This window comes from Streptomyces sp. NPDC015346, from assembly GCF_043078785.1.
Classification (GTDB): Bacteria; Actinomycetota; Actinomycetes; order Streptomycetales; family Streptomycetaceae; genus Streptomyces.
Genome location: NZ_JBIBTW010000004.1, coordinates 824,387 through 839,203 on the forward strand (window position 1 = coordinate 824,387; position 14,817 = coordinate 839,203).

At 70.9% G+C, this 14,817-nt stretch carries 13 protein-coding genes and 2 pseudogenes; 9 read left to right on the forward strand and 6 right to left on the reverse strand.

All coding sequences use genetic code 11. The features are described from left to right. Positions 1-51 precede the first annotated feature (51 nt). The 5 genes from ACF06X_RS18995 to ACF06X_RS19015 form a co-directional block, all read right to left on the reverse strand. Entirely contained in the window at positions 52-255 is a 204-nt protein-coding gene (locus ACF06X_RS18995; protein ID WP_392288396.1) for a hypothetical protein, read from the reverse strand. Between the two features lie 101 nt (positions 256-356). Then, positions 357-1,172 carry a hypothetical protein gene (locus tag ACF06X_RS19000; RefSeq protein WP_392288397.1) on the reverse strand — a complete coding sequence of 272 codons (816 nt, stop codon included), beginning with the start codon at positions 1,170-1,172 and terminating at the stop codon, positions 357-359. A 391-nt stretch (positions 1,173-1,563) separates the two neighbouring features. Beyond that, the gene (locus ACF06X_RS19005; RefSeq protein WP_392288398.1) at positions 1,564-2,286 is read right to left on the reverse strand and encodes a phosphatase PAP2 family protein; all 723 of its coding nucleotides are present in this window, start codon (positions 2,284-2,286) and stop codon (positions 1,564-1,566) included. A gap of 171 nt (positions 2,287-2,457) precedes the next feature. Beyond that, entirely contained in the window at positions 2,458-3,459 is a 1,002-nt protein-coding gene (locus ACF06X_RS19010) for an NlpC/P60 family protein (RefSeq protein WP_392288399.1), read from the reverse strand. A gap of 168 nt (positions 3,460-3,627) precedes the next feature. Further along, positions 3,628-4,497, reverse strand: coding sequence for an NAD(P)-dependent oxidoreductase (locus ACF06X_RS19015; RefSeq protein WP_392288400.1), 870 nt, complete (start codon positions 4,495-4,497; stop codon positions 3,628-3,630). A 104-nt stretch (positions 4,498-4,601) separates the two neighbouring features. On the opposite strand from ACF06X_RS19015, the gene ACF06X_RS19020 reads away from it, so the two are divergent. The 7 genes from ACF06X_RS19020 to ACF06X_RS19050 all read left to right on the forward strand — a co-directional run bounded on the left by ACF06X_RS19020 (position 4,602) and on the right by ACF06X_RS19050 (position 12,400). Continuing rightward, positions 4,602-5,174: a TetR/AcrR family transcriptional regulator gene (locus ACF06X_RS19020; RefSeq protein ID WP_392288401.1), complete on the forward strand. Its 573-nt coding sequence runs from the start codon at positions 4,602-4,604 to the stop codon at positions 5,172-5,174. A gap of 258 nt (positions 5,175-5,432) precedes the next feature. Continuing rightward, the gene (locus ACF06X_RS19025) at positions 5,433-5,741 is read left to right on the forward strand and encodes a hypothetical protein (RefSeq protein WP_392288447.1); all 309 of its coding nucleotides are present in this window, start codon (positions 5,433-5,435) and stop codon (positions 5,739-5,741) included. A 77-nt stretch (positions 5,742-5,818) separates the two neighbouring features. After that, entirely contained in the window at positions 5,819-6,640 is an 822-nt protein-coding gene (locus ACF06X_RS19030) for a hypothetical protein (RefSeq protein WP_392288402.1), read from the forward strand. Next, entirely contained in the window at positions 6,630-7,973 is a 1,344-nt protein-coding gene (locus tag ACF06X_RS19035) for a hypothetical protein (protein WP_392288403.1), read from the forward strand. The genes ACF06X_RS19030 and ACF06X_RS19035 overlap by 11 nt, the downstream gene beginning before the upstream one ends. Then, entirely contained in the window at positions 7,970-9,523 is a 1,554-nt protein-coding gene (locus ACF06X_RS19040) for an SCO6880 family protein (RefSeq protein ID WP_392288404.1), read from the forward strand. Before ACF06X_RS19035 ends, ACF06X_RS19040 begins: the two co-directional genes overlap by 4 nt. A 20-nt stretch (positions 9,524-9,543) precedes the next feature. After that, positions 9,544-10,935 (forward strand): ATP-binding protein, encoded by a 1,392-nt coding sequence (locus tag ACF06X_RS19045; RefSeq protein WP_392288405.1) that lies wholly within the window; start codon positions 9,544-9,546, stop codon positions 10,933-10,935. A 1-nt stretch (position 10,936) separates the two neighbouring features. Next, entirely contained in the window at positions 10,937-12,400 is a 1,464-nt protein-coding gene (locus ACF06X_RS19050) for a type IV secretory system conjugative DNA transfer family protein (RefSeq protein ID WP_392288406.1), read from the forward strand. 165 nt (positions 12,401-12,565) lie between these two features. Here the strand turns inward: ACF06X_RS19050 and ACF06X_RS19055 are convergent, their stop codons facing one another. Next, the gene (locus tag ACF06X_RS19055) at positions 12,566-13,150 is read right to left on the reverse strand and encodes a GNAT family N-acetyltransferase (protein WP_392288407.1); all 585 of its coding nucleotides are present in this window, start codon (positions 13,148-13,150) and stop codon (positions 12,566-12,568) included. 132 nt (positions 13,151-13,282) lie between these two features. Between ACF06X_RS19055 and ACF06X_RS19060 the strand changes: the two are divergent. Further along, positions 13,283-13,703: pseudogene (locus tag ACF06X_RS19060) on the forward strand (ABC transporter permease); the annotation flags it as partial. Beyond that, a pseudogene (locus tag ACF06X_RS19065) lies at positions 13,679-14,566 on the forward strand (histidine kinase); the annotation flags it as partial. The pseudogenes ACF06X_RS19060 and ACF06X_RS19065, both read left to right, overlap by 25 nt. Positions 14,567-14,817: the final 251 nt, after the last annotated feature.

The window sequence follows — 14,817 nt, forward strand, 5'->3', positions numbered from 1 at the left end:
TCGCCTTCCGTTCGTCTTTCGCCTTACGAGCGCCCCGTCCCGGCCGTCCGGTCAGCGACCGCGGCCGGGGCCGGCGCCGGGGGTCTCGCGCTCGGCGGCCACCCTCAGGACCTCGTCGATCCGGTCCGCGCTGAGGCGCTCCTCGTCGGCCGCCGACGCCGCGATGATCAGCTCACCGCACAGCTCGATCTCGGCGAGAGCGACGCGGTCCTGTTCGGTGGGCACTGTCGCGGTACTGGGCGGAGCCACGCGCATTCACCTCTTCCTGCCGACGTCGGTCTCCCAGCGTAGGGAGCGGCCCACACACCGCGCATGACACGTCCGGACCATTTGGGTCTGGTCGCGGAAGGCTCCTCCTACGCCTTGATCTTCCCGGCGTAGAGGTCCTTCCGGCTCGGCAGGCGTACGTCGACGGGGGTGCCGAATCCGTAGAGCAGCGTCGTCGACGCGACCGCGACCGTACGGCCCTGGTTGGCGAAGCTGAACTGGTGCCGCACCTTGCGCAGCCGGCCCTCGGCGTCGAGATACGCGTCGAACGGGACGGCGTCCTTGGCGAACCCTTTCGCCGCGGCGGCCAGCGCCCCGCGCACCTGCGGGGACGCGACCCGGGCGGCCACCGCGAGGTCCGCGACGCCGCGGTAGTGGCGGACCCGCACCCCGGCGAGGTCGACCTCGCCGACGTAGGCGACCTTCTGAGCGCCCCGCAGCAGTTCGGCCGCGACGGCGGGGTCGGTGGCCCCGTTGGTGACGAGATTGCCGTCGTCGAGGGCGGCGGTGTCCACCCGGACCCACTTGTCGGCGGGGACTCCGCCGCCGCGGTTCTTCATGTACAGCGCGCCCGGGGTGAGGAGTTCGGTGATGGGCCGGTGCTCGTCGGCCCCGGCGGCGTCCTTGGGCAGGACCACCTCCAGGTGCCCGGTGCGCCGGCGGAAGTCGTAACCCCCCTCGCCGCGGATGGTCACCCGGGTCCCGCCGGCCGCCATCTCCATGCTCGTGCTCGCCTTGGAGGTCCCCGCCCGGCTCAGCACCTCGGCCGCCTGCCGCACGCTCGTCGCCGGGTCGCCGCCCGGATCACCGCCCGGCTCGGCGGCCTCGGGGGCCGCGCACGCGCCGACCATCAGAGCCGCGGCGGCGGCCCACGCCCCGCCCGTGCGTCCGCTCCGCACCACCATCGCCTGCCAACCCCCAACGCCGTACCACCGCTTGCCGGGGCCCGCCCTTCCCCCGGTCCGGAGGTCCTGGGGAGACCCCTACGGATAACGACGGCGTCGGCGGCCCGTCACGCGCAGTACCGTGGTTCCGTGCACGAGCAGTCCCCCCATCACACGACGACCATGGAACGCGGTTCGTTCGCGATCGCCCGGTGCAGCTGTGGTTGGTCGGGCCCGGCGCGAAGATCGCGCGAGCGGGCCCGTACGGACGCGGCGGCGCACGAGGCCACCGCCCAGCGGGCACCGACGCACTAGACGCACGGGGCGCACGCGGCGCACGCAGCGCCCCAGGCGGCGGCCGGACAGCGCGGCCGGGGCCGGGGCTGGCCGATCCGGGCCTGGCCGATGGCGACTAGGCCGCGAGGCCGTTCTCGTTCTCGCCGTTGCCGGAGCCGAGCCGGGGCTCGGGGATGTCGAGCGTCTCGGGCAGCGGGCAGCGCTCGGCGACGCGCCGGGAACGGACGAGCCGGGCGCCATGCTTCGAGCGGGCGATCGCGGAGACCAGCGGGGTCAGCAGGGCGTGGGCGAGCGGGGCGAGCAGCAGCGCCACCGCCGTACCGAGAGCCAGACCGCCGATGACGTCGGTCGGGTAGTGCACGCCCATGTAGACCCGGCAGAAGGCCTCGGTGAAGGCGAGCCCGATGGCGGCGAGGCCGAACTTGCGGTGGGCGACGAAGACTCCGACGGCGATGGCCATCGCCATGGTGGCGTGGTCGCTGACGAAGGAGAAGTCGGTCTTGCCGTCGACGAGGACCTCGAGCCCCCGATGATCCTTGAACGGCCGCGGCCGCTCGACGAATCCGCGGATGGGGATGTTGACCAGCAGCGCCACACCGGCGGCGAGCGGCGCCCAGACGAGACCCGCGAGCGCGGAGACGGAGTCACCGAGGGTGCCGCGGCGGCGGACGCTCCACCAGCACCAGAGCGCGACGAGCACGAGCCCGAGCATGACCCCGTACTCGCCGACGAACCCCATGACGCGGTCGAACCACGGCGGGGCGTCCTTCGCCAGCCCGTTGATGTCGTAGAGCAGGCTGACATCGGGGTTCGAACCGTCCGATGCGAGTCCAGACATCTGCTGCGGCCCCTTGCCTTGTCGCGTGTGTCGACCTGGGCGGTCGGTTCAGGGAACGAACCGCCTGAGGCGTGCGTTCCGCTCTTCCCTGAAGATCACCCTGACGTTACCGAAGAGTGACACGTCGTCGCAGCTCAGGGCCTACGGTTTACGGAGAGTTCCGGCCAATGGTCAGGCTTGTGCCGGGTGGGTCGGCAGCGCCGCCGCGCCCTCCTGGGTGACCCGCGTCGCCCCGAAGTAGTCCGGTGTGTCGATCTTGGTGAAGCGGATCACGGCCCCGGTGCGCGGGGCGTCGATCATGTATCCGCCGCCGACGTAGATGCCGACATGCCTGATGGCACGGGAATTGGTCAGATCGTCGGAGAAGAACACCAGGTCGCCGGGGAGCAGTTCGCCGCGGGAGGGATGCGGCCCCGCGTTGTACTGGTCGTTGGCCACGCGCGGCAGCTCGATCCCGACGGTCCGGTACGCGGCCTGGGTCAGCCCGGAGCAATCGAATCGGCCATTCTGCGCGGCTGTTCCCGTGCCGCCCCAGAGGTACGGCGTACCGAGCTTCTGCTGGGCGAAGTAGATCGCCCCCGCGGCCTGCTTCGAGGGCTCGACCCGGCCGAGGGGGCGGGCGAAGCTCTTCTCCAGGGAGCGGATGATCCGCACGTAGTTCTGCGTCTCGCTGATCCGCGGCACCCCGCCGGACTTGATGACGCGGTACGCCCCGGCGTTGTACGCGGCGAGCATGTTGTTCGTCGGATCGCCGGGCACGTCCTTCACATAGCCGGCGAGTTCGCAGTCGTACGACGCCGCCGACGGGATCGCGTCCGCCGGGTCCCAGACGTCCCGGTCCCCGTCCTTGTCGCCGTCGATGCCGTGCCCGGCCCATGTGCCGGGGATGAACTGGGCGATGCCCATGGCGTTGGCGGGCGAGACGACCCTCGGGTTCCAGCCGCTCTCCTGGTAGAGCTGCGCGGCGAGCAGGGCGGGGTTGATGGCGGGGCAGAGGTTCCCCCACCGCTGCACCAGCCCCTGGTACGCGGCCGGCACGGCCCCCTTGGCAAGGCCCACGGTGCCGTTCTTGGCGTCGCCCGCGCCGCCGAAGAGCCCGGCGGCGGCGGAGTACGTCCCGACGACGAGCAGCGCGACGAAGCTCAGGCACACGCCGAAGACCCCACCGGCCATCAGCCACGCCTTGCCCCCAGCGCCCGCCTTACGCACCGTCAACCACCCCTCGGCTCTTGGCAGTCCAGCGGCCAGTCTAAGCGGCGGACCCGGGATCGCGGGGGTGGACGAAGGGGGCGCATCGGAGGTGTCCCGCCCTCGCCGCCCGGTGGCCTCGCCGCCCCCTCCTCACCTCCGCTTGAGCACCTCCACCAGGCTCGAGGAGCTGTCCTGCCCGTGCCCGGCCTCGACCCCACGGCGGAAGAGTTCGACGACGGCGGCGGGCAGGGCTCCGTCGACGCCCGCGTCCGTGACGGTGTGCAGGACGTGTTCGGCGCTGGCCAGGCCCATCGCGAGACGGTCGACGTCGCCGGAGTGGTCGCCGGCGTCGACGCGGGGCGCGTAGAACTCCAGGAACTGCTTCATGTCCAGGGCGTTGACGGCGTACGGCAGGAGGTCGGCCGCCTTGATCCCGTACGCGTCGGCGAGGGCGAGCGCTTGCCAGTGGCCGCTCAGGGCCGTCCAGAACATGACCATGTTGAGCTGGTAGAAGAGCGCGGCGAGGCCGGGGTCCTCGCCGCGGTAGTCGGTGCCGGTGAGGACTTCGAGGGTGGGCCGGTGGGCCTCGAAGACCTCGCGCGGGCCGCTGTAGAACGCCGAGGAGCCGGCGGCGCCGATGCCGGAGGGCGGCACGAGCACCCCACCGGTGAGCTGGACCGCTCCACGCTCCCGCGCCCAGTCGGCCGCTTCCCGCGCCCGGTGCGGGGTGTCGGAGCTGAGGTTGACGAGGACCCTGCCCGCGAGGACGGCGGGGTCGACCCCGTCCAGTACGGCGTACAGGGCCGCGTAGTCGGTGAGGCTGACCACCACGACCTCGTTGGCGGCGACCGCCTCGGCCGGTGTGGGGGCGAGGACCGCGCCGCGCCGCACGAGGTCGTCGGCGCGGGAGGCGGTGCGGTTCCACAGGGTGACGCGGTAGCCCTGGTCGAGATAGGCGCCGGCCATGGCGTGGCCCATGGGGCCGAGCCCGATGACGGTGACGGAGTTGGAGTTGCTCACAGCGGTGTCCTCTCCTAAAACGAACGCTCTATTTAGTGCCAGGCCAAGAACGTAGCACAGCTCTAAAGCGAACGCTCTACTCAATGCCTCGCTACACTCATCCCATGCAGACAGGCTCCACTCGGGACCGGATCGTCGTCGCCGCCTCCCGCCTCATCCAGCGCCAGGGCTATGTCGGCACGGGCATCAAGCAGATCGCCACCGAGGCGGAGGCCACCCTCGGCTCCGTCTACCACTTCTTCCCCGGCGGGAAGGAGGCCGTGGCGGTCGCGGCGATGGAGTACGGCCGCGAGGAGTTCGCCGAGGTCCTGCGCACCGCCCTGGACGGCGAGGACGACCCCGCGGAGGCCGTGGACGCCTGCGCCCGGCTCCTGGCGAGGGAGCTCCGCGCCTCCGGCTGGACCGACGGCTGCCCGGTCACCGCCGCCGCCCTGGAGACGCTCGGCACGGACAACCCCATCCAACGCGCCTGCGCCGAAGCCTTGCTGGCCTGGCAGAAGCTGGTCGCCGACAAGCTCCTCGGCTGCGGCTTCCCGGACCCCGAGGCACGCGACCTCGCGGCGACGGTCATCAACACCCTGGAAGGCGCCGAAGTCACCGCCCAGGTCACCCGCTCGGAGACCCCGCTCCTCCTGGCCGGCCGCCACCTCTCCCGCCTGGTCGCCTCCTACGCCTGACGCCCCCCCAAGAGTGCAACAACGACAGTCATTGCCCGGAGTCACCCTCCGTGATACACAGAGTGACCATACGCTTCTTCGCATGGAGACCAGCCACACCGCCGCAGGTCAAGACGGTCGGATCGGCCACGTGTGCGGGAATCGGGTAAAGAGAGCCGTCAAGCCGTCACACGCGAGCGGTTTCATCAGCGAAGATAGGGCGATGACCCATGCCATGAGGCAAGGGCGACGAACTACCCAACAGGGGCGGTGAGTTACATGTACCTGGCGGACGAGAAGGGCGACATCACCACCATCATCGGTGGAATCGCCCCGAACTGGGGTCCTTTCGGGAGCCTGGGCAATGAGGCCAAGGTGATGATCGAGGTCGTGATGGCCGTGGCCATCCTGCTCTGCCTCGGCATCGCCATCTGGGGAGCGGCCAAGCAGCGCATCGGCGCGACCGCCCTCCGGGACACGTTCAGCGCCGAGCAGGGCAAGGGCCTGATCGTCGCCGGTCTGACCGGGGTCTTCATCATCGGATCACTGGGGACGCTGTTCACGATCGTGTACGGGATGGCCGTCTAACCACCGAGGTCACGTTCCCTGATGTCCAGTCACCACACCGTGCCAGCGCGGCAACCAGTTGAGGGGGCGTACCCGTCATGAGCCTCGGCGACGACCACGACGACGACGGCTTCGGCGGCTCCGGCCAGACCCGCACCCGCCTCCCCGAGGGCGACGCCCCCCGCCGCACCCCCGCGCGCAGCTCGCGCTCGCTCATCACGGTGGTCGGCGTCGTGGTCCTCCTGCTGGCCGCGATCGCCTTCGCCAACAGAGGCGACGGCGACACCCCGTCCACGGACCAGTCCAAACCCCGCGGCACCACCTCCGGCGCCCCCACGGCGGCCACGGGCGTCCCCCCGGTGACAGGCAAAACAGGCACGATCCCCTCCGGCTTCCCCCAAGACGCCCAAGGCGCCCAGAGCGCGGCGGTCAACTACGCGGTACCTCTCGGTTCCGCCGAAATGTTCACGGCCTCCCGCCGTCACGAGATCGTTGACTCGGTCTATGCCCCCGCAGTTGCCGCCGCGCGCCGGGACGACCTCGACAGGGTCTACTCGGACAAGGGCTTCCTCGCACGCATTGGCCTGAAGGAGGACGGCACGGCCCCCAGCGGGCTGACGTTCATCTCACGGGTCATCCCCGTGGGATCGAAGATCGAGAGCTACAGCGGCGACCGAGCCACCGTCGCCGTCTGGTATTCGTCCCTTTTCGGCCTTGCGGGCGAGGGTTCTCAAAACCCTGTGTCCGAGAGCTGGTACACCACCACCTACCAGCTGGATTGGGTCAGCGGCGACTGGAAAGTGACCGACTTCGACCAGAAGGAAGGTCCGGTGCCAGTCGGTCGCGATCAGGCTGCCTCAAGCGCGGAAGAGATGGCCGACGCTGTGCACCAGTTCGGGGGGTTCACGTATGCCCGGTAAGCGCCCTCCTCGGGCCCTCGCGATCGCGGTTGCCGCCACAGCCGTTCAAACGTCGGTCGTGCTGCTGGCCGGCCGTGCCGCCGCGGCGCCGACGCCCACACCCAGCCCGAGCAACAACCCGTGTGACCTCATTCGCGGCCCCGCACGCCAGTACTGCGAGAACGGCGAACCCGGCAGCTCCCGCCCCAACGTCACCGACCCCACCACCGCCCTCGACCCCCTCTCCTCCCTCGCCCGCGGCTGCGCCGACGCCGCCATCTCCATCGTCGACGCGCTCTCCAAGGCCGTGAAAGACACCGCCGACGTCGACTTCACCAACCTCGAGTTCCTCAGCCGCTACGCCATCGTCTTCGCCGCCGCCACCGTCCTCACCCTCCTCCTCTGGCTGCTCGCCGTCGCCAAGCGCGCCATCCGCGGCGTCCCCCTCACCACCGCCATCTCCGAGGCCATCGGCTTCCTCTGGCTCACCGTCCTCGCCTCCGCGTTCACGCCCCTCATCCTCTACACCGTCGTGAACGCCACCGACGCCGTCACCGAAGTCATCGCCTCCGGTACCGGCCAGCAGACCGACGTCTTCTTCGGCAGCTTCAAGGAAGCCCTGCAGAAGGGCGACGACATCGGCGGCGGGCCGATCATGCTGATCATCGTGTCGCTGGTGACCGTCCTCGCCGCCGGTGTGCTCTACCTCGAGCTGTTCCTCCGCGCCGTCCTGCTCTACGTCGGCGCCCTGCTCGGTGTCGTCGTCTACTCCGGGCTCGTCGACAAGAACATGTGGGGCCACGTCCGCCGCTGGGCCGGCATCATGATCGCGGTCATCCTCGTCAAGCCGGTCATCGTCATCGTCCTCGGACTCGCCGGCGCGCTCTCCTCCGGTACCGGGCCCGACTCGTTCTCCGCCGTCGTCTCCGGCCTCGCGATCATCCTGCTGGCCATCTTCGCCTCCGCGATGATCTACCGCTTCGTACCCGGCTTCGGCGACGAGATCGTCGCCTCCCGCAACAACCGGCTCCACCGCGCCGGTGAGAACGCCGCCGCCGCCGTCATCTCCTCCCCCGCCTCCCTCGTCTCCCAGGGCATCAAGACCCACAGCACCCGCGGCGACGGCGGCCAAGGCCAAGGAGGCGGAGGCGGCAACGCACCCGCCCGGTCCGCGAACCCCCTCGCCGGCGGCGTCGCCGCCCACAGCAGCCGCGGCGGCTCGGGCGTCGGCTCGGGCGCGGGTGCGGGAGGCGGCGGAACTGTCCCCTCCGCCGCACCCCCGCCGCGTAGCGGCAGCCCCACATCAGGCACCCCGCACAGCAACCGAAAGAACTCTGGAGGTGGAGGGCGTTGACGACCCAGTCCCAGCCGGTCACGCCCCGCCGTACGTATCTGATCGGCCGCGCCCGGCCGAACGCGATCGTCGGCAAGAACCGCGAGACCGGCGAGATCGCGCTGATCATCGCCGGAGCGTTCCTGGGCATGATGAGCGGACTGATCGTCCCCGTCCTGTCCCTGCGGATCGTCCTGCTGATGGGCTTCCCGCTGCTCGCGCTCGCCGCCGTCTACGTCCCGTACAAGCACCGCACGTTCTACAAATGGTTCGAGATCAACCGCAGCTACAAGCGGAGCCTGAAGCGGGGCACCGCCTACCGCTCCGCCGCCATCGAGGCCGGCACCCGGCTCGACGGACGTGAGGTCGAGGTCGGCCCGCCCCCCGGCATCGGCCGGATCAACTGGATGTCCGCCCCCTTCGGGCCCGACGAGATCGCCGTCCTCCTCCACGCCGACCGCCGCACCGTCACCGCCGCCATCGAGATCGAGGGCCCCGGCGTCGGACTGCGCGACAGCGAGGACCAGGAAGCGCTGGTGGACCGTTTCGGCACGCTGCTCAAGCACGTCGCCAACGGGGACGGCTTCGTCACTCGCCTCCAGATGCTCGCCCGTACCCTCCCCGCGGACCCCGACGCGCACGCCAAGGACGTCGGCCAGCGCGGCGACCCGCACGCCCCGCTCTGGCTCCAGGAGTCGTACGAACAGCTCCAGTCGATGGTCTCCACCTCCAGCGAGCAGCACCGCGCCTACCTCGTGGCCTGCATGCACTACACCCGCGAACTGGCCGCCGAGGCCAACGCGATGGCGCGCGCCGCCCGCCACACCTCCGGCGCCCGCAAGCTCGACCGCGACGCCGGACTCGCCGTCGTCATGGCCCGCGAACTCACCGACATCTGCGCCCGCCTCGCCGAGGCCGACATCAGGGTCCGCCAGCCGCTCGGACAGTCCCGGCTCGCCTCCCTCGTGCACTCCATGTACGACCCGGACCACCCGATCGACCACATCCAGGCCATGACGAAGCGGAACGCCTGGCCCGCCGAACTCGACGCCATGGAGCCCACCTACCTCCAGGCCAAGACCCGCGAGTCCTCCACCCGCGCCCCCTGGTGCCACGCCACCGCCTGGGTGAAGGAGTGGCCGATGACCCCCGTCGGCGTCAACTTCCTCGCCCCGCTCCTCGTCCACACCCCGGACGTCATCCGCACCGTCGCCGTGACCATGGACCTCGAACCCACCGAGGTCGCCATCGAGCGCATGCTCACCGAGAAGACCAACGACGAGGCCGAGGCGTCCCGCCAGGCCAAGATGAACCGCACCGTCGACCCGCGCGACATCGCCGCCCACGGCCGGCTCGACCAGCGGGGTGAAGATCTCGCCAGTGGCGCGGCGGGGGTCAACCTCGTCGGGTACATCACTGTGTCGTCGCGCTCGCCCGAGGCCCTGGCCAGGGACAAGCGCACGATCAGGGCCTCCGCCGGCAAGTCGTATCTGAAGCTGGAGTGGTGCGACCGCGAGCACCACCGGGCCTTTGTGAACACGTTGCCGTTCGCGACCGGCATCCGCCGCTAGCCGCTAAGGGGCCCGTGCACATGCGAGATCCACTCTCCGCCCTCACCGAAGCCTTCACCTCCTTCCTCTTCGGGAAGGTGGAGACCACGCGGCTGCCCGTACGCACCTCGACCGGACAGGCCCAGGCCGTCTACCTCCCGACCGCCGCCCCCGGTCTCGGCGACTCCGGCGTCATCATCGGCCGCGAGGTCTACAGCGGCAAGGGCTACATCTACGACCCCTTCCAGCTGTACGGACAGCAGCTCCCGGCCCCCCACTGGCTCGTCCTCGGCGAGTCCGGCAACGGCAAGTCCGCGCTGGAGAAGACGTACGTCCTGAGGCAGTTGCGCTTCCGCGACCGGCAGGTCGTCGTCCTCGACGCCCAGGGCGAGGACGGCGTCGGCGAATGGAACCTCATCGCCCAGGAGCTGGGAATAACCCCCATCCGCCTCGACCCGATGGTCGCCGTCGACGCCGGCATCCGGCTCAACCCGCTCGACCCCTCGATCACCACGACGGGGCAGCTGGCGCTGCTCCGCACGATCATCGAGGTCGCGATGGGGCACAGCCTCGACGAGCGCGCCGGCTTCGCGCTCAAGGTCGCCCACGCCTACGTCAACGAACACGTCACCGACCGCCAGCCGATCCTCACCGACATCGTGGAACAGCTCCGCCACCCCAAACCGGAGTCCGCGGAGGCGATGAACGTCGACATAGACGATGTACGGGCCTGGGGCCTGGACGTCGCGCTGGTCCTGGACCGGCTGGTCGACGGCGACCTGCGCGGCATGTTCGACGGCCCGACGACCGTCGGCATCGACCTCGACGCGCCGCTCATCGTCTTCGACCTGTCCCACATCGACCGGAACTCGATCGCCATGCCCATCCTGATGGCGATCGTCGGCGTGTGGCTGGAACACACCTGGATCCGCCCCGACCGGAAGAAGCGCATCTTCCTCGTCGAGGAAGCCTGGCACATCATCAACAGTCCCTTCGTCGCCCAGCTGTTCCAGCGGCTGCTGAAGTTCGGCCGCCGGCTCGGCCTGTCGTTCGTCGCGGTCGTGCACCACCTCTCCGACGTCGTCGACGGCGCGGCGGCCCGAGAGGCAGCGGCGATCCTCAAAATGGCCTCGACCAGGACCATTTATGCCCAGAAAGCCGACGAGGCCCGGGCCACGGGACGGGTCCTCGGCCTGCCCCGGTGGGCGGTCGAGATCATCCCGACCCTCACCCCCGGTATCGCCGTCTGGGACGTCAACGGCAATGTCCAGGTGGTCAAGCACCTCATCACCGAGAAGGAACGGCCGCTCGTCTACACCGACCGCGCCATGACGGAGTCGTCCGTCGACCCGGAGCTGGAGTGGGAGACGGAACAGCGCGCCGCCCTCATCGAGCAGCACCTGAACGACCCCACCCAGTCGACGGTGGCGTGAGATGTCGCACGACTCGCGGGGCCGGCAGCAAGGGGGCATCCCCGACGGCCTGGTGGTGGCGCTCGTCGGCTTCGTCCTCGGCCTGACCGTGCTGGTGTGGACGGCGACCGGCCTGGCCGCGCTCTTCGCGAAGGGCGCCTGGCCGGACGGGGTCACCTTCACCAGGACCCCGATGGCCGTCCGCGCCCTGATCGGCCGGCCCCAGGATCTGGCGGGCGCGTGGCCGGACACCCCGGCGGGCGAACTGTCGGGGTACGGGCTGTTCTGGGGTCTGCTCATCGGCGAGCTGATGGTGCTGGTGGTCCTCGCGGTGTTCGTGGTGGGGACGCTGGCTCGATGGAGAGCGGTACGGGCCCGACGACCGCTCGCCGCCGAGACCCCGGCCACGGTCACAGCCACGGCCACGGCCTCGGTACCTCTGAAGCAGCCTCCGGCCCCGACCCCCGTGGAACAGGTCCCCGCACCTGTCGAGCCGCCGAAGGCCCCCAGCCTCGCCCCCGCCCCCAGCCTCGCCCCGGACCCGGTCCTCCCCTCCCCCCGTACACCCCGCGTCCTCTACGGCACCCCCACCACCCGCCGCCCCGCCGCCCTCCAGGCCGTCCGGGACGCCGAGGGCCCGGTCCTCGTCGTCACCTCCGACCCCACCGTCTGGGCGGACACCAAGGACGCCCGCGGCAAGCTCGGCCCCGTCCTCGTCTACGACCCAGGGCACCTCTGCGACACCCCCGCCCGCCTCCACTGGTCCCCTTCCGACCGCTGTGAGGACCCGGCCACGGCCCAGGAACGCGCGGCCGCGCTCCTCGCCCCCGTACGCCCGCCGTCCCGCCTGGACGCCGCCGTCGCCGACACCGCGGAAACGCTCCTGCGCTGCTGGCTGCACGCCGCCGCCCTCGACGACCGGCCCTTCAAGCAGGTCCACCGCTGGGCCCAGGGCACGGGCGCCCACGAGCCCGTACGAATCCTCCGCACCCACCCCAAGGCCGCCGCGGGCCACGCCGGGCTCCTGGAGTCCGCGCTGACCGGCTACCCGGAACGGCGGGAGATCGCACAGGAGTTGACCGCCCGGGCACTGTCCGCGCTCTCCTCGATCCACATCAGGGAGGCGTGCACCCCGAATCGAACGGATTCGCTCACGCTGGAATCTTTCGTCGCCGAAGGGGGCACGCTCTATGTGGTGGGTGAACCGATCGAGGACCCCCGCACCCGACCCGGCGCGATGCCTCTGCTCACCGCTCTCACCGCAAGCGTGGTCGAGCACGGCCGCCGCATGGCCGCACGGTCATCCGACGGTCGGCTCGACCCACCAATGACGCTCGTCCTCGACGACATCGCCGCCGTGGCCCCCCTCCCCCGGCTCCCGGACCTCCTGACAACCGGCCAGGACCAGGGCCTCCCGACCCTGGCCCTCCTCCGCTCCCCGGAACAGGCCCGCGCCCGCTGGCCGGAGGAGAGCCTCATCTCTTGAGGACCTCCCGGTCCGGCGTGTAGGCGTTCCCTGCGCACTCCTGGAGCGCCCGGTGCAGGCGCAGGATCCGCTGCCGCCCGGTCTGGTCGGGGACCGTCCGCCGTGACCAGGACGTTCGACGGCTTCAAGCCCCTGTGCACCAAGCCAGTCCGCGCTGAACCCAAGCTAGAGGCCCCCCGGCCTCCGGATCTCGTACTCCACCTCCCACGCCCCCGCGCCCCCCGCGCCCCCCGTGTCCCCCGGCAACGCCACCCGCTCCCCCGTCGCCACGAACCCGAACCGCCGGTAGAACGCCGCCGCCCGCTCGTTCTCCTCGTGCACATACAGCCGCACCCGCTGGATCGCCGGCTCCGGCAGCGACCAGGACCACTCCACGCCCGCCCGGAACAGCTCCTCCGCCAGCCCGCTCCCGCGCGCCTCCGGCCGTACGTACACGCCCACGAGGTGCGTCTGGTCGACCGTCGCCACCTCCCCGAAGCGCACCTCCGCCGCGGGCCGCTCCACCAGCACCGAAATCGTGCCCGCCCAACTCCCGTCCGGCGCCTCCGCCACGAACTGACGGACACCCCCGTCGCCGCTCTCGCTCGCGCCCTCCGCCCGCTCCCGCCAGAACGAGTCAGGACGCTCGACGGCGGCCTCGTACGTGTCCAGGAAGGCGATGTGCGCCACCGGATCGCGCAGCGCGGCCAGCCGGATCTCGCGGGTCTTCTCCCACTCGTCGGCGCGAACGGTTCGTATCAGGTAGTCCATGCGCCGATACTCCCCACCGCCCACCCCACCGACAAGGCATTTTCACGCGGGAGGGGAGGGGAGGCCGAGAGGGAGGGAGAGGGCACCCACAGTCGTACCCCGGTACTACGCCCCCCCCGCCCTCACTCCCCCTCGATGACCGCCGTCCCGCGCCGTCTGCCCGTCCTGGGCGCCAAGGGCGCGGTCTTCACCGCGGTCGTCTTCACCGTCTCCTTCGCGACTGCCCTGATCACCTTCCTCACCGCCCAGCTCTTCTTCTCCGGCACCGACCAGGCCGCTTCCCTCACGGACGACGGCGTCCTGACCGCCATCGGGGCAACGCCGCCGGTGTCACCCTCCTCGGCGTCATCGCCCTCGGCCTCGGCGCCGCGCTGCGATCCGTCCCCGGCGGTATCGGCGCCTTCATCGGCGGTGTGATGTGCTGCCCGAGATCCTCGGAATGCTGCCGTACGAAGCCATGGAGACTGCCGTCCGGTACTTCCCCACCCAGGCCGCCGGCGCCCTCGGCTCCGCCGACCCGATGCCCGGCGCCGCCGCCACCCCGTCGCCGTCCTCGCCGTGATGGCCTGCGCCTCACTCGTCAACAACTGGACCGGGGCCTTCCTCCAGGCCGGCTTCCTCCAGTCCATCACCGTCTTCGGCATCGCCCTGCGGTTACGCCCGCGCACCCTCCTGTGGACGCTCGCACTACTCGCCCCACCGCTGGTGGTGGGCGCGGTCCGCCACCCCCAGGGGAGTTGGGACCAGCAGGTCGTCCCCACCCTGTGGGCGTACGCGATGGTCGCCCTGCTCGGCATCGCGGTCCGCTCCCGCAAGGACTACACCGCCGCACTCGTCGACCGTGCCCGCCGCCTCGAAGTCGAGCGCGACCAGCAGGCCCAGCTGGCGGCGGCGGCCGAACGGACCCGGATCGCCCGGGAGATGCACGACATCATCGGTCACAACCTCTCCGTCATCACCGGTCTCGCGGACGGCGGCAGGTACGCGGCGGCCAAGAGCCCCGAACGTGCCGCTCAGGCCCTCGACGCCATCGGTACGACGAGCCGCCAGGCCCTCGCCGAACTCCGCCGCCTCCTCGGGATCCTGCGCGACGACTCCACCGAGGCGGTGCGCGACCCGCAGCCGTCCCTGGTCGACATGGAGTCGCTGATCGAAGGCGTACGGTCGGCGGGCCTGCCGATACGGATGGAGATCCCCGACGACCCCGAGTACGGGCCGCCGCCTCTTCCAGCGGGCGCCCAACTCACGCTCTACCGGGTCGTGCAAGAAGCAGCCCGCCCGGACGTGGTCCTAATGGACATCCGGATGCCCGGCCTCGACGGCATCGAGGCCACCCGCGGCATCATCGCCACGGGCGCCCGCACGCGCGTCCTGATCGTCACCACCTTCGACCTCGACGAGTACGCCTACGACGGCCTGCGCGCCGGTTCCAGCGGCTTCCTGGTCAAGGACGCCCAGCCCGAGGAGCTCCTCGGGGGCATCCGGGCGCCGGCGACCGCGTCCAGGCGGTCATCCTGGCCTACGACACGGGCCTCGTCTCGCCGTCCCAGAACGGCTGACGAGGAAATAGGTCCTGAACGCAGAAAAGCCCCGCACCATAAGGTGCGGGGCTTTCCCACAATGATTGTTCGGCGGCGTCCTACTCTCCCACAGGGTCCCCCCTGCAG